Raw genomic sequence first — 19,650 nt, 5'->3', positions numbered from 1 at the left:
TCATGTCGGACGCGAACCTGGTGACCGCCGGGTCCTCGCCCCAGAGCTCCGCTCGTCCCGCCGGCCGACCCGCCGGCGGGGCGACGGACCGCCGGCGCAGCGGGAGCCGCCGGCGGGAGGAGTTGTTCAAGGTCTTGTTCGTGGTGCCCGCCGCGGCGGCGATCGTGACCCTGTTCGGCTACCCGGTGATCAAGAACCTGATGATGAGCTTCCAGGAGTACACACTCCGGACGTTCTTCACCGGCAAGGCGCCGTGGGTCGGGCTGCAGAACTACGTCACGGTGGTCACCGACGAGCTCTTCGGCAAGGCGCTGGTGAACACCGCGCTGTTCACGGTCGGCTCGATCGCCGGCCAGTTCGTGATCGGCATGCTGCTGGCGTTGTTCTTCCACAAGAACTTCCCGCTCAGCGGGGTCATCCGGGCCCTGTTCCTCCTCCCCTGGCTGATCCCGCTGATCGTCGGCAGCACGACCTGGCGGGCCATTCTCGAGCAGGACAGCGGCATCCTCAACCTCACGCTGGAACGGCTCGGGGTGATCGACACCGCGATCCCGTGGCTCACCTCTCCCGACGTCGCCCTGGTCTCGATCATCCTGGTGAACATCTGGCTGGGCATTCCGTTCAACCTCACGCTGCTCTACAGCGGGCTCCAAGACATTCCGGACGAGCTGTACGAGGCGGCGGCGCTGGACGGCGCCACCGGCTGGAAGGCGTTCTGGCAGATCACCTGGCCCAACCTGCGGGCGGTGGTGAGCATCACCTTGATGCTCGGCATCATCTTGACCTTGAAGGTGCTCGACATCATCCTCGGTCTGACCCAGGGCGGCCCGGCCAACGCCACCCAGACCATCGCCTTGATGTCCTACCAGCGGTCGTTCATCCAGTTCAAGTTCGGCCAGGGTGCCGCCTTGAGCAACATCTTGATCTTGATCTCGCTGGTGTTCGCGATCGTCTACCTGCGCGCCACCCGGCGCCAGGTGGACGAGTAGGGAGAATCTCGATGACCACGACCATCGCGCCGGTGCCGCCGGCGGCCGCGAGAACCCGACACGCCGGTCGACGCCGGACCCGGAGCAGCGCGCGGACCGTGCTGGCCATCGTGCTGCTGTGCTTCATGCTGTTCCCGGTCTACTGGATGTTCAACATCTCGCTGCAGGCCACCGGCGGCACGCTGGTCTCCACGTTCTTGCCGACCGACCCGAGCCTGGAGGGCTACCGGTTGGCCATCGAGGACCAGGGCAAGAACCTGGTGACCAGCTTGATCATCGCCGTCGGGACGGTGATCCTGACCCTGGTGGTCGCCGCACCCGCCGCGTACGCCCTGGCGCAGTTCAGGTTCCGCTGGATCAACTGGGCGCTGCTGGCAATCCTGATCTGCCAGATGATCCCCGGCATCGTGATCGCGAACGCGCTCTACACCTTGTACGAGAACCTCGGGCTGCTGAACACCATCCCCGGCCTGATCATCGCGAACTCGGCCAACGCGATCCCGTTCGGCGTCTTGATCATGCGCTCGTTCATGCTCGGCGTGCCGTCCTCCATCGTCGAGGCGGCCCGGGTCGACGGTGCCGGGTTGGTCCGCTCGTTCCTGTCGATCGTGGTGCCGATCAGCCGGAACTCGCTGATCACGGTCGGCTTGTTCACGTTCTTGTGGGCCTGGAGCGACTTCCTGTTCGCCCTGACCCTGACCACCAAGGGCGACGTGGTGCCGGTGACACTGGGCATCTACACCTATCTCGGGCAGCACGTGTCCAACTGGAGCGCGGTGATGGCCACGGCCATGCTCGCCTCCGTGCCGGCGATCATCCTGCTGGTGATCGCGCAGAAGTACATCGCTGCCGGCGCCACCGGCGGCGCCCTCAAGTAGTCCTCTCGCCCGTCCCCCTTTGCCGAGCCAGAAAGTGGATCAGTCATGTCCGAAACCGAGTCCCGTCCCGTCCGCGTTCTGGTCTGGGGCGAGAACGTCCACGAGCAGGTCGAACCGCACGTCGCCGCCATCTATCCGCGCGGTATGCACGCCACGATCGCCGAGGGGATCGCCGAGAACCTCGGTCCGCGCGCGGTGGTGAACACCACCACACTGCAGGAGCCCGAGCACGGGCTCACCGAGGAGGTGCTGGCCGAGACCGACGTCTTGGTCTGGTGGGGACACGCCGCGCACGGGGACGTGTCCGACGAGGTGGTCGAGCGGGTGCACCAGCACGTGCTGTCCGGTCTCGGCCTGGTCGTGCTGCACTCGGGCCACTGGTCGAAGATCTTCGGCAAGCTGATGGGCACCACCTGCACCCTGCGCTGGCGCAGCGAGCAGGACCGCGAGCTGGTCTGGACCGTCAACCCGACCCATCCGATCGCGCGCGGCGTGCCGAACCCGATCGTCATCGACGCCCAGGAGATGTACGGCGAGTTCTTCGACATCCCGGTCCCCGACGAGCTGGTCTTCGTCTCCTCGTTCACCGGCGGCGAGGTGTTCCGCTCCGGCTGCACGTTCCGCCGAGGCCACGGCAAAATCTTCTTCTTCTCACCCGGCGACCAGGACTATCCCGTCTACCACCACACGGACGTACGCCGGGTGATCGCCAACGGCGTGGAGTGGGTCGTCACCGATCGCGCGCGGCGGGAGATCCCGGTGCTGCTGCGCTACGACACCGACGACTTCTTCAACGGCAAGGGTTACACCGGGCCGATCGAGAGCAACGACGAGGAGCCGGTCGATGCCCCCGTCGGCTGAGGGCCGCTCGGCCGACGGCACGCCGGCCGACGGGCCGGCACCGCTGCGGATCATCCAGGTCGGCGCCGGAGCGATGGGCCGGGCCTGGTTGCACAACCTCGCGGAGTCGCCCGACGCCGTCGTGGTCGGTCTGGTCGACCTGGACCCGGGGCTGGCTCGCGCGGCGGCGGCCGACACCGGCCACGGCAACGCCGCGGTCGCCGAGTCCCTGGACGACCTGCTCGGCCGGGTCGAGGCCGACGCGGTGGTGAACGTGACCGTCCCGGCCGCGCATCGCGCGGTCAGCGAGCGGGCGCTGCGCGCCGGGCTGCCGGTGCTGTGCGAGAAGCCGCTGGCCGACACCGTCAGCAGCGGACTGTCGATGGCCGCGGCGGCCGAGCTGACCGGGCAGCTCCTGATGGTCTCCCAGTCGCGCCGCTACTGGCGGCACCTGGACACGCTGAGCGGGCTGCTCGACCAGCTGGGTGAGATCGGTGCCGTCGGCTGCACCTTCCGCAAGGCCCCACGCTTCGGCGGGTTCCGGGAGCAGATGCCCTATCCGCTGCTGATCGACATGGCCATCCACCAGTTCGATCTGGCCAGGGTGCTGATCCACGCGGACCCGATCGCGGTCTACTGCGATTCCTACAACCCGAGCTGGAGCTGGTTTCGCGGCGACGCGTCGGCGGAGGCGGTGTTCGAGTTCGCCGACGGCGCCCGGTTCGCCTTCTCCGGCAGCTGGTGCGCGCCCGGGCTGGAGACGTCGTGGAACGGCTCCTGGTGGATCAGCGGCGCGAACGGCACAGCGACCTGGGACGGCGAGCACGCGCCTGCCGCCGAGGACACCGATGGGCACCGGCTCGGCGCCGAGCCGGGTTCGCGGCCGGAGCAGATCGCCGGCTCGTTCGCCGAGTTCGCCGCCGCGGTCCGGACCGGCGAGACCCGGCCGGCCGGCGAGGTGCACAGCAACGTGCTCAGCCTGGCCATGGTCGAGGCGGCGATCCGCTCGGCCGAGCACCGACGTCGGGTGAGCATCGCAGAGATCCTGGACGACGCCTACGCAGACGCGATCCGCACCGAGACGGAACCGGACCTGCGCGACGTACTCGCCTCGTGGCCTTTTGTCCACGACGTCATCGGTGAGCATCGGACCGTTTCGACACCTCCGGGAGCAGCGCAATGAGCATTCAGACGACGAGCACCCGTCCACTGCGAGTCGGCATGATCGGGTACGCCTTCATGGGCGCCGTGCACTCGCACGCCTGGCGCAGCGCCCACCGGTTCTTCGACCTCCCGCTGGTGCCGGAGCTCACCGTGCTGTCCGGTCGCCATCGGGACGCGGTCGAGGCCGCGGCCGACCGGTTCGGTTTCGCCTCGGTCGAGACGGACTGGCGAGCCGTGATCGAGCGCGACGACGTGGACCTGATCGACATCTGTACGCCCGGAGACCTGCATGCCGAGATCGCGATCGCGGCGCTGGAGGCCGGGAAGCACGTGTTGTGCGAGAAGCCGCTCGCCAACAGTGTCGAGGAGGCCGAGCGGATGGCCGCCGCGGCGGAGGCGGCAGCGGCCCGCGGCGCGCGGGCGATGTGCGGTTACACCTACCGTCGGACGCCGGCGCTGACCCTGGCCCGGGAACTGGTCCGGAGCGGCCGGCTCGGTGTGATCCGGCAGGTCCGGGCCCAATATCTGCAGGACTGGCTCGCCGACGAGAACGCTCCGATGACCTGGCGGCTGCAGGCCGAGCACGCCGGCTCCGGCGCGCTCGGCGACATCGGGGCGCACATCATCGACACCGCGCAGTGGCTGACCGGCCAGTCGATCACCGGTGTCACGGCGTTGCTCGAGACGTTCGTGACCAGCCGGCCACTGGCCGGCGAACGGGCCGGGCTCGGCGGGCACGGCGAGGTGGGCGAGGACGTACCGCGGGGTCAGGTGACCGTCGACGACGCGGCGATGTTCATGGTCCGGTTCGACGGTGGCGCCACCGGGGTCTTCGAGGCGACCCGGTTCGCGCTCGGCCGGAAGAACGCACTTCGGATCGAGCTGAGCGGGACGACCGGCGCGCTGGCCTTCGACTTCGAGGACAACAACGTGCTCGAGTTCTTCGACGGCGCCGGTCCGGCGACCGAGCAGGGCTTCCGCCGGATCCTGGTGACCGAGCCCGATCACCCGTACGCCGGCGCCTGGTGGCCGCCCGGCCACGGTCTCGGCTACGAGCACGGCTTCACCCACCAGGTCGTCGACCTGGTCCGGGCGATCGCGGCCGGCCAGCAGCCGACGCCCTCGTTTGCCGACGGGCTGGCCGTCCAGCGGGTGCTGGGCGCGGTCGCCACCAGTGCCGGCGACGGCTCGCGCTGGGTCCCGGTCGGCGGCTGACCACCGCGACTTCGCTCACCCCACCGCGACTTCGCTCACCGTCGACGGCGCGCGAAGTCGCCCCTGGACGAGCGAAGTGGTACGGCGCGTCTAAAGCTGGCCTGCGGCGTGGTGCGTGGGCTGCTCCGCAGGCGGCACCGCCGCCTCGGAACTCCCGGTGCCGATGTGCTGCTGGAGCTGGCAGGGCGGCGCTCGAGAGCATCGGCCGACGACGGCGTCCGTGCCAGGTCGCCGCCGCGACGGCCGACCTACCGACTTCGCGCGTCCTACCGCCCCTTCGCTCACCGGGGAAGGCGAGCGAAGTCGCGTTTCGCCGAGCGACGTGGAGCCGGGATGCCGCCAGTAGCGCTATGCCGAGCGAAGTCGAGGGAGGCGGTCCCGTCGACACCGAGCTGCTCAGCCGGGAGGCGGCGATGGTGCGTTACCCGGGCCACCGACGCGCACAGCGACCCTCTCGAAGCACCCGACCGATCGCCATCCCACTTCGCGCGTCCAACCGCGACTTCGCGCACCGGGGAAGGCGAGCGAAGTCGCGTTTCGCCGAGCGAAGTGGAGCCAGGGTGCCGCCGGTTGCGCTACGCCGAGCGAAGTGGAGGGAGGCGGCCCCATCGACGCAGAGCCTCCCAGTCGGCGGGCGGCCCCACCGACGCAGAGCCTCCCAGTCGGCGGGCGGCCCACCCACGCCGCGCTGCTCAGCCGGGGCGGCACCGTCGCGTTACACCCGGGCGGCCGCGCGCAGCGACGCCGCTCGACGCCACCAGACCGGGGTCGGTCCCGATCGCCATCCCACTTCGCGCGTCCAACCGCCACTTCGCTCACCGGGGAAGGCGAGCGAAGTCGCGTTTCGCCGAGCGAAGTGGAGCCGGGAGGTTACGACGTCGCGCTACACCGAGCGACGTTGGCCGGGGGGTCAGCTCGTCGGTCGACGAGGTCGTGTCTGGGAGTGGGGCAAGGGCAAGACACCTTTCGACGGGACCGCATAGTCGCGGCAAGATCGACTGGCGTGTTCTGGTACGCCGCCGGCATCGCGCGGCATGACCCCGCGGCCGGCCGAGGAGGTCGATGCCCGCGAACAACCTCGCGGGCCCGGACGTGGCGCGCCCCACCGCGCGACGTGGTGCGAATCGGACGGGACCGCACAGCGACGACGCTCGCCCAAACGCGACTTCGCTCACCCCCGGGAGGGCGAGCGAAGTCGGTTTACGGCGAGCGGGGTCGCGCCCGAAGCTCAGCGGCCGTCGATACTGGTCAGCCAACGGGCGTTGGGTGAGCCGAGCCCGGTGACGTTGTCCCAGCCGGGAGCGATCTTCAGCGAGGAGTCCTGGTTGAAGGTCCGCACGCTGTAGACCAGTCCACCCTTGGTGTTCTCGCTGTTGGCGTAGTCCACCCGGACGTTGCCCGCGTCGGGTGGCGTGCCCTTGATGTCGGTGAACACCTTCGTTCCGGCCTGGCTGTACAGGGTCGGGTTCAACAGCCCGAGCCGGCCGCCGGCATGCTGGCTGGCGAGGGCCACCATTCCGGTGTACAGCGGCGACGCGAGGCTGGTGCCGCCGATCCGGTACTCGTCGTAGTAGACGCCGTCGGAGAAGGTCTGGGTCTGCCCGATCAGCATTCCGGTGGTCGGGTCGGCGTCCAGCCCGACGTCGGGCACGGCCCGGCCGGAGCCGTACTTGGCCGGGACCACGCCGTCCTGATAAGCAGGGCGGTTGAACAGCGCCGAGCTGCCGCCGCCGGCGCCGTAGAGGAAGCCCAGCGGGGTCCAGCTCTTGCCGTCGGCGCTCAGGCTGTACTTCTCGGTGCCCCAGCCGGTCTGGAAGACGAACTTGCCGCTGGCGTCGATGGCGTCGGAGGTGCCGCCGACCGCGGTGACGTACGGGTCGGACGACGGGTAGTCGACCTGCTTGAGCCCGCTGCTGGCGAGCTCGTCGCCGTCGTCACCGGAGGAGAACAGGAAGCCGATCCCCTGCATGGCGCCCTGCAGGAACACGTCCTCGTAGGCGACCACGTTCGGCCCGGACTCGTTGGCCTCGAGGTCGCTCCAGGAGTTGCTCACCAGCGACGCCTTGTTCTCCTCCACCACCCGGGTCAGGGTGTCGAGGAAGTCGTCGTCGAAGCAGCTGGCCGACGCGTAGTAGCGGATGTTCGCACCCGGCGCCATCGCATGGACCGCCTCGACATCGAGGGTCTCCTCGCCGTACCAGCCCTGCGGGTCGCAGTCCTTCTGCCGGTTGTAGGCGCCCGGCTTGACCTGCGTCAGCTGACCGGCTGCGTAGGCGCCGTCGCCGTGCCGCTTCGCGTAGGTGTTGGCGTCCTTGGCGATGGTCGGCGAGGCGTAGGCGTCGGTGATCGCCACCGTCACGCCGCTGCCGTCGAGACTGCTGTTGTTCTCGTAGGCCGAGCGCAGCAGCGGGCCGGTGTAGCCACACACCGCGTACGGCAGGGTCTGGCCCTTGAACTTGGGCAGCGGAGTCTTGTAGTCGGCCTTGGTCGCGGCGCTGATCTGGCCGTAGCCGATCGAGCACGGCCGGGCGTTGCGGAAGCCCGGGGACGGCGCGGCGTTGTGGGTCATCGTGCGCTTGGTCGTGTCGAGCCCGGACACGGTGCTGACGTAGGACGCGACGTTCGCCGGAACGGTCGCCGCGGCTGCCGGCGCGGTCACCGTCTGGCCGTCGTGCCGGTAGGAGTTCAGCGTCACGCCGAACGCCTTCTGCAAGTCGGCGACCGATCCGCGGGCGCTCACATAGCGATGATTCTGCTCGACCCCGGTGACGGACAGCCCGTCGGAGCGGAGCCAGGACGAGACCGCCGCGACGGCGGTGTCGGATGCGTCGTAGCGGGAGTGGTACTGCGTCGGGCTGAGGAACTGCCGATAGTTGGCGCTGGCCGGGTCGGCGAGCGCAGCGACGTCGGCCTTCAGGCCAGCGAGACCCCCGTTCGGGGCGAGATACACCTTGACCGTCTGCTGCTTGGCGCGATCGGCTCGGCCGAGGCTGTGGGCCTTCGCGATCCAGCGCGGGCCGGTGTTGGTCACCGTCCGCCGCGGTGCCGCGCCGGCCTGCGGCGCACCGAGGATCAGCAGCAGGGCTGCGGCGAAGGCGACCACCGCGGCCAGGCTCTGACGAGCCCTGCGGCGGTGGGACGGGCGGGGTGGTGTCGGTGGACGTACCCCGAGCTGTGGGCGCATGGCGTCGGCTTTCTGTCGATGGCCGGAGGACTCGAAAACGAGGCCACGTTAGACCTTCTGCTACCCGCGTGGATAGGGTTGCTATGCACATTTCGCCAACTGTCGCACGCCCGTCACGGGCGTGTTTCCTCATCCCCGCCGTCCACTCGTCGCTGCCGTTTCACCGGCCGCCACGGCGACCAGCGAGCGATCGGGGCGGACCACGACAGCGATGCTGCCCGCGGTGTCGGTGCGCAGCACCGCCGTGCCGAGCGCGGCCAGTGCCGCCACCGTCTTGGGTGCGGGATGACCGTAGTCGTTGTGGCGCCCCGCGCTGGCGACGGCCAGTCGGGCATGGACCGCGGCCAGGAAGCCGGGGTCCTGCCGGGCCGAGCCGTGGTGCGGGACTTTCAAGACGTCGGCCCGCACGTTCTCCCCGGCGGCCAGCATCGCCGCCTGGCCGGGCGGCTCCACGTCGCCGGTGAGCAAGATCCGGATGCCGGAGACCTCGACTGCCAGCACGAGGCTCGAGTTGTTCTCGGTCTCCGACTCCGCTCCGCTGCCGCCGTCGGCCGTGCCGGCGGCCAGGCCGCCGCCGCCGAGTGGACCGAGCACCGCCCAGGCGGCAGGTCCCAACCGGCCGGCGGTGCCGGCCCGAGGTGTCTCCACCGGGATCCCGTGATCCCGCGCGACGGCTCGAACGGCGGCCGCGCCGGCCGTGGGCGGGGCCAGTGGACCGACCCAGATCCGGCCGACCCGGCGATGGTCGAGCACCCCCGTGAGCCCACCGATGTGGTCGGCGTGGAAGTGGGTCAGCACGAGCAGCGGGACGGAACGGACCCGCAGCCGGTCCAGGCAGGTCCGGATCGCCGGTGGGTCGGGACCGGCATCGACCACCAGCGCCTGCCCGCCTCCCAGGCCGACGACCAGCCCATCACCCTGGCCGACGTCGCAGGCCACCAGAACCCAGCCGGCGGGCGGCCAGCCGGGCGGGCTCGGCGGCCGCAGCAGTGCCCCGATCAGCACGACACTGACCAGCAGGCAGAGCCAGCGCCGGACGAGCACCCGGGCCAGGAGGCCGCCCAGGACGACAGCGGCGATCACCAGCAGCCCGATGGACAGCGCCGATGTCGGCCACGTCACCGACGCTCCCGGCAGCCGGGCGCCGGCCCGGCCGATCCAGGTGATCGGCTGGGCCGACCAGGCCGCACCGAGGCCGACCAAGGTCGCCAGCCGCGGGCTGATCAGCGATGTGCCGGCGGCCGCGAACCCCAGCACGGTCGCCGGTCCGACGAACGGCCCGGCGACGGCGTTCGCCAGCAGTCCGACGACACTGATCGTGCCGGACAGCTGGGCGACGACGGGGACGGTCGCCAGTTGGGCGGCGAGCGGGACCGCGACAGCCTCCGCGACGACCGGCGGCAGCCAGCGGCGCAGCGCGTGTGCCCAGCGTGCCGCCCACCAGACGATCCCGGCACTGGCCAGCACCGACAACGCGAATCCGTAGCTGCGGGCGAGGTAGGGATCGACCAGCAACAGGCCCAGGACCGCGACCGACAGATGACGCAGCCCGGCGCGTCCCCCGCCGAGACCGAGTGCGGCCAAGGCCACCAGGCCCATCGCCGCCGCCCTCAGAACGCTGGGCTCGGTCCGGCAGAGCCCGACGAACACCACCACACCGACCAGGCCGACGGCCCGCAACCACCATCCGCGCACCCCGCTCCAGCGGGCAAGCCAGAGCAGGAACGCCAACAGAAGGGTGAGATTGGCGCCCGAAACGGCGACCAGGTGGCTGAGTCCGGCCACCTTGAACGCGTCGACCAGGTCGGGTGGCAGGGCAGACGTGTCGCCCAGCACGAGGGCCGGCACCAGCGCCCGGGCGTCCGGGTCGCGGTTCGCGACGGCCGCGCGGAGCCCCGCGCGGACCCGCTCCACCAGCCGGAGCCCGGGTCCCGGGCCGGCCATCGGCTCGCCGTGCCTCACCCGTAGCCTCGCCGCCAACCCGGACCCGGGGTCGGGCGGCTCGAGCCGGCCGTCGACCCTCCAGCGGGTGCCGACGGGACTGGACCGCCAGCGCGGGGTCGTGTCGCCGCTGATCATCAGCAGCACCGGTCCGCGGACCCGCCAACGCCCACCGCGGCCCTCGACCGCGAGCACGGTCGCCCGCACGGTGATCGACTCCGGACGGATCGCGCCGGCCGCCTGGACCGTCGGATCGGCGGTGGTCACCGCGACGGCGCTGACCGCGGCCCGGTCCGCGGCCAGGTCGGCGAGGGCGCCCGAGCCCAGCCGGACCTGGTGCAGGGTGCCGACGCCGACCACCGCGAGCAGCACGACGGCGACCCCGGCCCAGGCCAGCGACCGCCGCAGGCCGGCGACCAGCGCAGCGACGAGGCCGCCCGCGACGGCCAGTGCGGTCACGCCGGTGTGGCCCGCGGTCGCGCACCAGGCGGCGGCCCAGGCGGCGGCGGCGATCGGGACCAGCCGCAGGTCCGTCCGCTCGTCTCGCGTCGCGACGTTCGGGTCCGCGCCGAGCTCCGGGTCCCAGCTATGGTCGTGGTCCGGGCCCGCGCCATGGTCCGGGTTCGGGTCCGCCGGGGGCTTCTGCTCGCCGGCCCAGCCAGGCGGACCGCCGGCGGAACCGCCTCGTCGACGACGGTGCTCGGCCGGGCCGCTCACCGGTCTCACACCCGGACGTGCGGTGCGAGCTGGGCATACGTCTTCGGTCCGATCCCGTCGACCTCCTGCAGCTCCTCCACCCGGGCGAACCGGCCGTGCTCGCTGCGCCAGGCGAGGATGCGCTCGGCCGTCACCGGACCGACCCCGGGCAGCGCGTCCAGCTGGGCGAGGGTCGCGCTGTTCAGGTCGACCGGCGCGTTCGCCGAGCCGCCTGCCGAGCCGGCGGAGGACGTCCCGGCCCCGCCGGCGCTACCGGCGTCGCCCGCGGCCGAACCGTTCCGGACCTCGCCACCGGGATCGCGGGCGGTCCCGATCACGACCTGCTGCCCGTCGGAGAGGATCTGGGCGAGGTTGAGCTCGCCCGGTCGCGCCCCGCCCGTCAGCCCACCCGCGGCGTCGATGGCGTCCTGCACCCGGGAGCGCTCGGGCAGGGCAACGACGCCGGGTCGGCGGACCGCACCGAGCACGTGCACGAGGATCGTCGGCGCTGCCGAGGCCGCTTCGGTCCCGGGCGACGCGCGCTCCCTCGCCGCTCCCGGCCCTGTGCCCGGAGTCGCCGCGCCGGTCGACGACGGAGCGGGTGTCTCGGTCGTCGCCACGGTGAGCGGCGTCGCCACCGCAACCGGCCGGGCCCGGATCAGCGCCCAGCCGGCCGCGGTCAGGCCGATCACCAGGATCAGCACGAGCACGCCGAGGTGGCGCCGACCGAAGCCGCGCACCCGTTCGGCCGGCGTCTCCGGCCCGCGCGCCCGCACCGGCGGGCGTGACCCGTCGAGCCGGGGCGCTACGGATCGGGTCCTCGGGTCGGACCCGAGCGCGTGGCCGCCGTCGCCCTGCTCGTCGTCCTGCTCGTCCTGCTCCTGCCTGACCTCTGCCTGCCCGCTCTCCCCCTGCCAGCTCTCCCCCTGCCAGCTCTCCCTCTGCTCGTCGTCCCCCGGCTCGTGTGCGACCTCGCCCACGACCGCCCGCCGGGGCGCCAGGCCACCCAGCAGTCCGGCCAGGCGCTCGGTCGCGATCGCGGCGGTCTCCTCGTCGACGGTTCTTCGTCGTCCCATATCGAAACGTTAAGGAGAGCGACCCCGATCGTGCCGGTTCCGCCCGCCTCTTGTGGACAACGTTCCGGCCCGCCCGAACCTGTGGACAACGAGCGGCGGTCGACGTACCCGAGTTGAAACAGCGCCCCGGCAGCAGACAGGTTGGAGGCATGACCGAACGCCGATTTCCGGACATGTGGCTCGACCCCGAGGACGACCCGCGCGAGGCGGGCGATCAGGCCAGCGGCGAGAAGGGGGTGCTGACCGACTATCTCGACCGCTACCGGCTCACCCTCGAGCTCAAGTGCGACGGTCTGGATGCCGAGCAGCTCGCACGGCGCTCGGTTCCGCCGTCGACGCTCTCGCTGCTCGGACTGGTGCGGCACCTCGCGAAGGTGGAGCACAGCTGGTTCCGGCGGGTGCTCGAGGGGCGGCCCGAGCTGGACCGGCTGTACTGGAGCGAGGAGGACCGCGATCTTGACTTCAACGGCGCGCTGGCCGACCCGGCCGTCGTCGACGACGCCTGGCACAGCTGGCGTGCCGAGGTGTCGCATGGCCAGGCCTACCTGGAATCGGTGACCGACCTCGGTGCCCGGGTCGACCACCACGGCGAGTCGATCGAGGTGCGGGACGTGATCGTGCACCTGATCGAGGAATATGCCCGTCACGTCGGCCATGCCGACCTGCTCCGCGAGTGCATCGACGGCCGGACGGGTCAGTAGCGCCCGGCCCGATCCGCGAGCGTCACGAGCGAGGCGTCACCACCACGCCGAGCGTGCCGGGGCCGACGTGCACGCCGAGGACGGCGCTCAGCTCGGCGATCACCACCCCGCGGGGAACGCTTACCCGGTCGCGAAGCTGGTCGGCCAGCCGTTCGGCGGCGGCCAGGTCGTCGAAGTGATGCACCGCGACGTCGACTCCCGGGTGCTCCGCCGCGGCCCGGGCCATCGCCGCCGTCGCCAGCTCCGCCAGCCGGGCGTGCGCGCGGGCGGTGGTCCGGACCCGCTCGTACGGCTGGATGGTGCCGTTCTCGACCGTCAACAGCGGCTTGACCGCGAGCGCCGAGCCGACCAGCGCGGCCGCCGCGCCGATCCGGCCCCCGCGGCGCAGGTGCTCCAGATCGGCGACGCAGAAATAGGTCGTCGACGCGGCGGCCCGTCGCTCGACCGTGCGCGCCACCTCCTCGGCGTCGGCGCCGGCCTTCGCCGCTACCGCGCCGGCCAGCACGGCGAATCCGGTCGCCATGGCCACCGTGCCCGAGTCCACCACGGTGACCGGGATCGGCGCATCCGGTGCCGCCACGGCCGCGGCGTCGACGGTTCCGGAGACCGCGCGGCTGAGGTGGGCGGACACCACCGCGTCGTAGCCGTCCTCGGCCAGCCGGCGATAGACCCCCACGAACGCGTCCGGGCCCGGCCGGGAGGTGGTCACCCGACGGCCCTCGCGCAGCGCACGGGCGACCTCACCCGGCGTCACCGCCGCGGACGTGGCGCCTTCGGCGCCGAAATGCTCGGTCCGGCTGACTCCGTCGATGACGACCTGCAACGGAACGATCACGATGTCGTCGCGTTGTGCGTCGGTTGGCCGGAGCGACGACGTAGAGTCGGTCACCATTGCCACACCGGCCACGGCGCCAGAGTAGGGCACGGGGGCATTCGACCGGCCAGTGAGCTATTCGGACGGACCGTCCGCCGGATAGGGCAAGCTGACCGCTGGCCCGGCGCGACCGGCGGGCGCCGGGACGAGAAGGCTCAGGAGGAACCGCGGATGGCCCGCCGACGTCAGACCTGGCGTGCCGCGCCGCTGACCTTGGCGGTGGTGATCGCCTTCCTGGTGATCAGCGTGGTGGTCATCCCCGTGCTGGCCTATCTGATCTATCAACGACAGCACGGGTACGTCCTGCCGAGCGTCCTGATCGCGCTCACCGTCGCCGTCGTGCTGTACGCCTGGCGGTTCGGCGTGCATCCCCGGATCGTGGCCGACGACCGGGAGGTCACCGTGGTCAACCCGTTCCGGAAGAGCCGCTTCGGCTGGGACGAGCTGCGGGTCGTCTTCCCCGGCCAGAATGGGCTGGTGATCGCCTCGGCCCGAACCCGGACCGAGGCCTGGTGCGTGCAGAAGTCGAACACCGCCACCCGGCGCGGGCGCTACACCCGAGCCGATGCCGTCGCCGCCGACCTGCTGGAGCTGGCCGACGAGCACGACCCCGCGGCCCAGGAGGGCGACGACGGGCTCCGGATCCGCCGGGCCCGCCCCGACGAGGTCCGCCGGCTGGCGCGGATGGAGCGCGCCGCCAGCGAGGCGGCCTTGGAGCACATCTTCCCGCCCGAGGACTATCCGTACCCCATCGACGAGATCGCCCGCCGCTGGCGCCGGCTGCTGCGCAATCCTCGGGTCGAGGTGCGGGTGCTCGATGCCTTCGACGCCCCGGTCGGCTACCTCGCCTACGACGACGAGCGGGTGCGACACCTCGGGATCGTCCCGCAGCAGAGCGGGCAAGGTTTCGGCACCCGGTTGCTGGCGCACGCCTGCGACGAGATCTTCGCGGGCGGGGCCGAGCAGAGCACGCTGTGGGTGCTGGAAGAGAATAACCGGGCCCGCGAGTTCTACCGCCACCGCGGCTGGACCGAGACCGACGAGCGGCGGGAGTGCGAGTTCCCCCCGTATCCCGCGGAGCTGCGGATGGTCCGCTCGAACCCGTCCGTGCCGAGGCGGCGCCGATGAGCACGACCACCCGTCAGCGGTCCGCGCAGGCGTGGGACAACAGCCGGCCCGGCCCCCGGCGCGGCGTCACCCCGCTGGTGGTGCTGGCCGTGCTGTTCGCGCTGCCGGGGCTGCTGGCGGTGCTGCTGCGCATCTTTCCTCCGACCGACGACCTGCCCGCCCTGGTCGCGTCCTTCATCTCCTACGGGGTGATCGCCTGGACGGTCGCACTGATCGGCTTCGGCCTCGCCGCCCTGCTCGCCCGGCGGAAGGCCGTGCTGGTCACGCTGGCCCTGGTCTGTGCCGGCCTGCTCGCGCTCCAGCTGAGCTGGCTGGTGCCGCTGTTCGTGCCGGACCAGCGACCGGCGACGACCCGGACGTTCACCCTACTCAGCCTGAACATCCGCGGCGACCTCGGCGACCCGGACGCGATCCTCGCCGAATCCGGGCGGGCCGACGTCGTCGTGCTGCTGGAGACGACCCCGAAAGCGGTCCGGGACCTGAAGGCCGCCGGCATGTACGAGCAGTTCCCCTATCGCGCGGGCACCAAGAGCCGCGGCAGCGCGTCGGCGATCTTCTCCCGCTTCCCGCTGAGCTCGGTCCAGCCGCTGCCGCAGACCTCGTTCCAGATGTGGCAGGCGGTCGCCGAGATACCCGGCGTGGGCTCGGTGCGGGTGATCGCCGCGCACCCCTGCAATCCGTTCTGCGGGCCCGGCTACTGGCAGTCCGAGCACGAGCTGCTGCAACGGGTCGTCGGCGACGACCTCGATCGGCCGCTGGTGGTGGCGGGTGACTTCAACGCCGTCGACGACCACCTGCCGATGCGCGACCTGCACCGGATGGGCCTGCGCAGCGCCACCGACATCGTCGGTGCGGGCTGGCTGCCGACGTACCCCGCCAACTCGCGGATCCCGCCGCTGATCCCGATCGATCACATCATGCTGAACGACGCGATGACGGCGACCTCGATCACCCGCGTCCACGTGGCCGGCACGGACCACCTGGGTCTGCTGGCCACGCTGGCCGGGACCGGCGGCTAACGCTGACCTGGGCGGGACGAGCCAGCCTGGCCGCGTCGGCGGCGGGGCCGGGTCTGCGCTAGCGTCGGCGCCACGACGACGTACGTCCCGGTCCGGCCGGGCCCGGCGGAGGAGATCGTGATCGCACCCCAGGACGACGCTGCCCCGACCATGGCCGACCTGATCGCCGCGGCCCGCGCGCTGATCGTGCCGGGCGAGCGCCGCATCCTCGGTCTGACCGGCGCACCCGGAGCCGGCAAGTCGACGCTGGCCGAGGCACTGCTCGCGGCGCTCGCCCCCGACGCCGTCGTGGTGGCGATGGACGGCTTCCACCTGCGCGACGACGAGCTGAAACGCCTCGGCCGCTATCAGCGCAAGGGTGCGATCGACACGTTCGACGCGGCCGGGTTCGTCCACCTGCTGCGCCGGCTGCGCAACCGCGAGCGGCTGGTCTACGTGCCGGTGTTCGACCGCGGGCTGGAGGAGTCGATCGGCTCCGCCGTGCCGGTCAGCGGCGATGTCCCGCTGATCATCACCGAGGGGAACTACCTGCTCGTCCCGGACGGGGAGTGGGGCGAGATTGCCGGCCTGCTGGACGAGTCGTGGTACGTCGAGCCCGGCGACGGCGTCCGGGTCGAGCGGCTGATCGCCCGGCACGTGGCGTTCGGCCGCAGCGCCGAGGAGGCCGCGGATCGGGCCGCCGGCTCCGACGGCCGCAACGCCGAGCTGATCGCGGCCACCCGGGATCGTGCCACCCGGGTGGTCACCGTCCCGCCGCAGCCGCCCGGTGGCTGACCAGGATCGACCGCCCGCGGCTCGACCACGAGATAATCCGCGGCATGGATGAAACCAGGCTCCACAAGAACGCCGGTCGGGTCGCCGCCGTGTTCAACGCCCTCTCGATCGTCGTCGTGATCATCGGCGTGCTGATCGCGGCCGCCGTCCTGATCGCCGGCTTCGTCGGTGCGGGCATCAGCAGTCAACTGGCCGAGTCGTCGGCCTCCAGCCGCGCCGCGGCCCGGCTGGCCAGCATCCTCGGAGGCGTGATCGGCGCGATCGGCACGCTCGTCTACACGGTGATCGCGTGGGCCGGCGTGCAGCTGTCGGCGCTCGTCGCGGGCTATATCAAGGTGCGGACCGGTCCGCAGCCGGTCGTGCCGGCCGGCTACCCGCCGCAGCCCTAGTCCGGGCCGCGGCGAGCGGATCGGGTGCGGGTCCGCGTCGAGTTCCGAGAACCCGCCCATGGCGGGAAAACAGGGCTGCGACGGGCATCGGAGACCCCTGATTTCCCGCCGCCGACGGAAGTTGCGACGCGCACGGCCGGAGCGCCGCGCGCGAGGCGAGCAAATCAGACCGGCACGATCAGACCGGCACGATCAGACCGGCACGATCAGACCGGCACGATCGAGACCAGCTTCGGGGCGCGGACGATCACGGTCCGGACCTCGCGACCGGCCAGCGCGCGCTGGACACCCTCGTCGGCCAGTGCCAGCGCCCGCAACTCGTCCTCGGAGATGGTCGGGGCGACCTGCAGCCGCCCTCGCACCTTGCCCTGCACCTGCAGCACGCAGGTGACCGCGTCCTCGATCAGCAGGGTCTCCTGGACGACCGGCCAGCTGGCCTGGGCGACCGACGGCGCGTGCCCCAGCGCCTCCCACATCTCCTCGGCGACGTACGGGGCGATCAGGCTCAGCGCGATCGTGACCACCTCGGCGGCCTCACGGACCGCCGGATCGGCCGCGCCGGCACCCGAGTCGACGACCTTACGGGTGACGTTGACCAGCTCCATGATCCGGGCCACCGTGACGTTGAACCGCTGGGTCTCGACGCTCTGCTCGATGTCGGCCAGCAGCCGGTGGGTCTGGTGCCGCAGCCCCGGATCCCCCGTGCTCACGTCGACCCCGGGCGGAGCGGCGACGTCGCAGGCCAGCCGGTACGCCCGGTGCAGGAAGCGCAGCGAGCCGCCCGGCGACACGTCCGCCCAGTCGATGTCCTCCTCCGGCGGACCGGCGAAGACCACGGTCAGCCGGATCGCGTCGACCCCGAACTCGTCGATCTGGACGCCCAGGTCGACCCCATTGCCCAGCGACTTGCTCATCGCCTTGCCCTGGTTGATCACCTGGCCCTGGTTCAGCAGCCGCTGCATCGGCTCGACGAAGTCGACCATGCCGGCGTCGTACAGCACCTTGTTGAAGAACCGCATGTACAGCAGGTGCAGGATGGCGTGCTCGACGCCACCGACGTACTGGCCGACCGGCATCCAGCGGCGCACGTCGTCGGGGTCGAACGGCCCGTCGGCGTAGTCGGGCGAGCAGTAGCGGTAGAAGTACCACGACGAGTCCACGAAGGTGTCCATCGTGTCGGTGTCCCGGGTGGCGGGTCCGCCGCACTGCGGGCAGTCGACGTTCACCCAGTCGGTCGCGGCGGCCAGCGGCGAGGTGCCCTTCGGCGCCAGGTCCTGACCGCGCAGGTCCGGCAGCACCACCGGCAGCTGGTCCTCGGGCACGGGGACTTCGCCACAGGCGGCGCAGTGGATGATCGGGATCGGGCAGCCCCAGTAGCGCTGCCGGCTCAGCAGCCAGTCGCGCAGCCGGAAGGTAACCGCGCCCTGACCGACCCCGTCGGCCTCCAGCTGGGAGATGATCGCGCCCACCCCGGCGACCTTGTCGGTCAGCCCGTCCAGCTGTCCGGAGTTGACGTAGCTGCCGTCGCCGGAGGTGGCGACTCCGGTCTCGGCGGGATCCGGCTCGCCGGTGTCGACCACCATCCGCACGTCCAGGCCGTACGTCCGGGCGAAGTCCAGGTCGCGCTGGTCGTGGGCCGGCACGGCCATCACCGCGCCGGTGCCGTAGTCGGCCAGTACGTAGTCGGCGGCGTAGACCGGGATCTTCTCCCCGTTGACCGGGTTGGTCGCGTACACGCCCAGGAACACGCCGGTCTTCGGCCGGTCGGTCGACTGCCGCTCGATCTCGGTCGCCCGGTTGGTCGCCTCCAGGTAAGCCTCGAACGCCGCGCGCTGATCGTCGGTGACGATCTCGGCGGCCAGTGCGGCCTCCGGCGCGACGACGAAGAAGGTGGCGCCGTACAGCGTGTCCGGACGGGTGGTGAACACGGTGACCACCCGCTCCTCGCGGGGGGTCTCGATCGTGAAGTCGACGAACGCGCCCTCGGACCGGCCGATCCAGTTCTTCTGCATGGTCAGCACCCGGTCCGGCCAGGCGCCCTGCAACTGATCCATGTCACTCAGTAGCCGGTCGGCGTACTCGGTGATCTTGAAGTACCACTGGGTCAGCTGCCGCTTGGTCACCTGGGTGCCGCAGCGTTCGCACAGCCCGGCGACGACCTGCTCGTTGGCCAGCACGGTCTGGTCCTTCGGGCACCAGTTGACGAAGCTCGCCTTCCGGTAGGCCAGCCCACGATCGCGGAACATCAGGAACAGCCACTGGGTCCAGCGGTAGTACTCGGGGTCGGACGTGTGCAGCCGGCGGCTCCAGTCGAAGCTCAGCCCGTACCGCTTGAACGACGTGGCCTGGGTCTCGATGTTCGCGTACGTCCACACCGCAGGGTTGGTGTTGCGCTGGATCGCGGCGTTCTCGGCCGGCAGGCCGAAGCTGTCCCAGCCGATCGGGTGCAGCACGTCGAAGCCGCGCAGCCGCCAGTAGCGGGCCACCACGTCGCCCATCACGAATGCCTCGGCGTGGCCCATGTGCAGGTCCCCCGACGGGTAGGGGAACATGTCCAGCATGTAACGCCGTTCGCGGCTGCCGTCGTCGCGGGCCGCGAAGGTGTCGTGCTCCTCCCAGTACGCCTGCCAGCGCTGCTGGGCGGCCGCCGCGTCGTAGCCGGGGCGCTCCACCTGCGCGGTTCGCTCCACCTGGTCAGTCACTGTTCTGCTCCTCGTCGATTCGCACTCCCCGGTCGTGCCGTTCGTGGCGTCACCGAGGTGACGGCATGAAAAAGCCCCTC

General features: G+C 71.4%; 15 protein-coding genes. 10 read left to right on the top strand and 5 right to left on the bottom strand.

The genetic code is table 11. The features are described from left to right. The first annotated feature begins 2 nt into the window (after positions 1-2). From ABD747_RS08290 to ABD747_RS08270, 5 genes are read left to right on the top strand one after another with little or no spacing between them, the layout of a single operon-like run. On the top strand, positions 3-989 hold the full coding sequence (locus ABD747_RS08290) for a carbohydrate ABC transporter permease (protein ID WP_344803284.1): 987 nt from the start codon (positions 3-5) through the stop codon (positions 987-989). An 11-nt stretch (positions 990-1,000) separates the two neighbouring features. Further along, positions 1,001-1,867 (top strand): carbohydrate ABC transporter permease, encoded by an 867-nt coding sequence (locus tag ABD747_RS08285; RefSeq protein WP_344803283.1) that lies wholly within the window; start codon positions 1,001-1,003, stop codon positions 1,865-1,867. Positions 1,868-1,912: 45 nt separating this feature from the next. Beyond that, positions 1,913-2,728 carry a ThuA domain-containing protein gene (locus tag ABD747_RS08280; RefSeq protein ID WP_344803281.1) on the top strand — a complete coding sequence of 272 codons (816 nt, stop codon included), beginning with the start codon at positions 1,913-1,915 and terminating at the stop codon, positions 2,726-2,728. Then, complete coding sequence (locus ABD747_RS08275; protein WP_344803279.1) at positions 2,712-3,890, top strand: Gfo/Idh/MocA family protein; 1,179 nt, start codon at positions 2,712-2,714, stop codon at positions 3,888-3,890. Before ABD747_RS08280 ends, ABD747_RS08275 begins: the two co-directional genes overlap by 17 nt. After that, on the top strand, positions 3,887-5,086 hold the full coding sequence (locus ABD747_RS08270; RefSeq protein WP_344803277.1) for a Gfo/Idh/MocA family protein: 1,200 nt from the start codon (positions 3,887-3,889) through the stop codon (positions 5,084-5,086). Before ABD747_RS08275 ends, ABD747_RS08270 begins: the two co-directional genes overlap by 4 nt. A gap of 1,228 nt (positions 5,087-6,314) precedes the next feature. Here ABD747_RS08270 and ABD747_RS08265 read toward each other — a convergent pair. The 3 genes from ABD747_RS08265 to ABD747_RS08255 all read right to left on the bottom strand — a co-directional run bounded on the left by ABD747_RS08265 (position 6,315) and on the right by ABD747_RS08255 (position 11,983). Further along, on the bottom strand, positions 6,315-8,189 hold the full coding sequence (locus tag ABD747_RS08265) for a S53 family peptidase (protein ID WP_344803275.1): 1,875 nt from the start codon (positions 8,187-8,189) through the stop codon (positions 6,315-6,317). Between the two features lie 210 nt (positions 8,190-8,399). Then, complete coding sequence (locus ABD747_RS08260) at positions 8,400-10,928, bottom strand: ComEC/Rec2 family competence protein (protein ID WP_344803273.1); 2,529 nt, start codon at positions 10,926-10,928, stop codon at positions 8,400-8,402. A gap of 5 nt (positions 10,929-10,933) precedes the next feature. Beyond that, positions 10,934-11,983 (bottom strand): helix-hairpin-helix domain-containing protein, encoded by a 1,050-nt coding sequence (locus ABD747_RS08255; RefSeq protein ID WP_344803271.1) that lies wholly within the window; start codon positions 11,981-11,983, stop codon positions 10,934-10,936. A gap of 149 nt (positions 11,984-12,132) precedes the next feature. Between ABD747_RS08255 and ABD747_RS08250 the strand changes: the two genes are divergently transcribed. Continuing rightward, positions 12,133-12,684: a DinB family protein gene (locus ABD747_RS08250; RefSeq protein WP_344803269.1), complete on the top strand. Its 552-nt coding sequence runs from the start codon at positions 12,133-12,135 to the stop codon at positions 12,682-12,684. Between the two features lie 22 nt (positions 12,685-12,706). Here the strand turns inward: ABD747_RS08250 and ABD747_RS08245 are convergent, their stop codons facing one another. Beyond that, complete coding sequence (locus ABD747_RS08245; protein WP_344803267.1) at positions 12,707-13,591, bottom strand: DegV family protein; 885 nt, start codon at positions 13,589-13,591, stop codon at positions 12,707-12,709. Between the two features lie 138 nt (positions 13,592-13,729). On the opposite strand from ABD747_RS08245, the gene ABD747_RS08240 reads away from it, so the two are divergent. From ABD747_RS08240 to ABD747_RS08225, 4 genes are all read left to right on the top strand, one after another. Then, positions 13,730-14,686: a GNAT family N-acetyltransferase gene (locus ABD747_RS08240; protein ID WP_344803265.1), complete on the top strand. Its 957-nt coding sequence runs from the start codon at positions 13,730-13,732 to the stop codon at positions 14,684-14,686. Further along, complete coding sequence (locus ABD747_RS08235) at positions 14,683-15,705, top strand: endonuclease/exonuclease/phosphatase family protein (RefSeq protein ID WP_344803263.1); 1,023 nt, start codon at positions 14,683-14,685, stop codon at positions 15,703-15,705. Before ABD747_RS08240 ends, ABD747_RS08235 begins: the two co-directional genes overlap by 4 nt. 117 nt (positions 15,706-15,822) lie before the next feature. Continuing rightward, a complete protein-coding gene (locus ABD747_RS08230; RefSeq protein ID WP_344803261.1) occupies positions 15,823-16,479 on the top strand; it encodes a nucleoside/nucleotide kinase family protein in 657 nt (218 codons plus the stop codon). A gap of 44 nt (positions 16,480-16,523) precedes the next feature. Next, on the top strand, positions 16,524-16,868 hold the full coding sequence (locus ABD747_RS08225; RefSeq protein WP_344803259.1) for a hypothetical protein: 345 nt from the start codon (positions 16,524-16,526) through the stop codon (positions 16,866-16,868). A 206-nt stretch (positions 16,869-17,074) separates the two neighbouring features. On the opposite strand, the gene leuS is transcribed toward ABD747_RS08225, so the two are convergent. After that, positions 17,075-19,570, bottom strand: a complete 2,496-nt coding sequence (leuS, locus tag ABD747_RS08220) for a leucine--tRNA ligase (protein WP_425562502.1) — start codon at positions 19,568-19,570, stop codon at positions 17,075-17,077. Positions 19,571-19,650 lie beyond the last annotated feature (80 nt).

The organism is Microlunatus ginsengisoli (genome assembly GCF_039537205.1).
In the GTDB taxonomy this organism is placed as follows: domain Bacteria; phylum Actinomycetota; class Actinomycetes; order Propionibacteriales; family Propionibacteriaceae; genus Microlunatus; species Microlunatus ginsengisoli.
Note: the sequence above shows the minus strand (reverse complement) of the source record. Positions and strands in the feature narration are given on the sequence as shown.

Coding starts and splice junctions, on each gene's coding strand:
- ABD747_RS08275 (WP_344803279.1), top strand. CDS start 2,712: ATGCCCCCGTCGGCTGAGGGCCGCTCGGCCGACGGCACGCCGGCCGAC.
- ABD747_RS08250 (WP_344803269.1), top strand. CDS start 12,133: ATGACCGAACGCCGATTTCCGGACATGTGGCTCGACCCCGAGGACGAC.
- ABD747_RS08255 (WP_344803271.1), bottom strand. CDS start 11,983: ATGGGACGACGAAGAACCGTCGACGAGGAGACCGCCGCGATCGCGACC.
- ABD747_RS08285 (WP_344803283.1), top strand. CDS start 1,001: ATGACCACGACCATCGCGCCGGTGCCGCCGGCGGCCGCGAGAACCCGA.
- ABD747_RS08290 (WP_344803284.1), top strand. CDS start 3: ATGTCGGACGCGAACCTGGTGACCGCCGGGTCCTCGCCCCAGAGCTCC.
- ABD747_RS08240 (WP_344803265.1), top strand. CDS start 13,730: ATGGCCCGCCGACGTCAGACCTGGCGTGCCGCGCCGCTGACCTTGGCG.
- ABD747_RS08225 (WP_344803259.1), top strand. CDS start 16,524: ATGGATGAAACCAGGCTCCACAAGAACGCCGGTCGGGTCGCCGCCGTG.
- ABD747_RS08235 (WP_344803263.1), top strand. CDS start 14,683: ATGAGCACGACCACCCGTCAGCGGTCCGCGCAGGCGTGGGACAACAGC.
- ABD747_RS08270 (WP_344803277.1), top strand. CDS start 3,887: ATGAGCATTCAGACGACGAGCACCCGTCCACTGCGAGTCGGCATGATC.
- ABD747_RS08280 (WP_344803281.1), top strand. CDS start 1,913: ATGTCCGAAACCGAGTCCCGTCCCGTCCGCGTTCTGGTCTGGGGCGAG.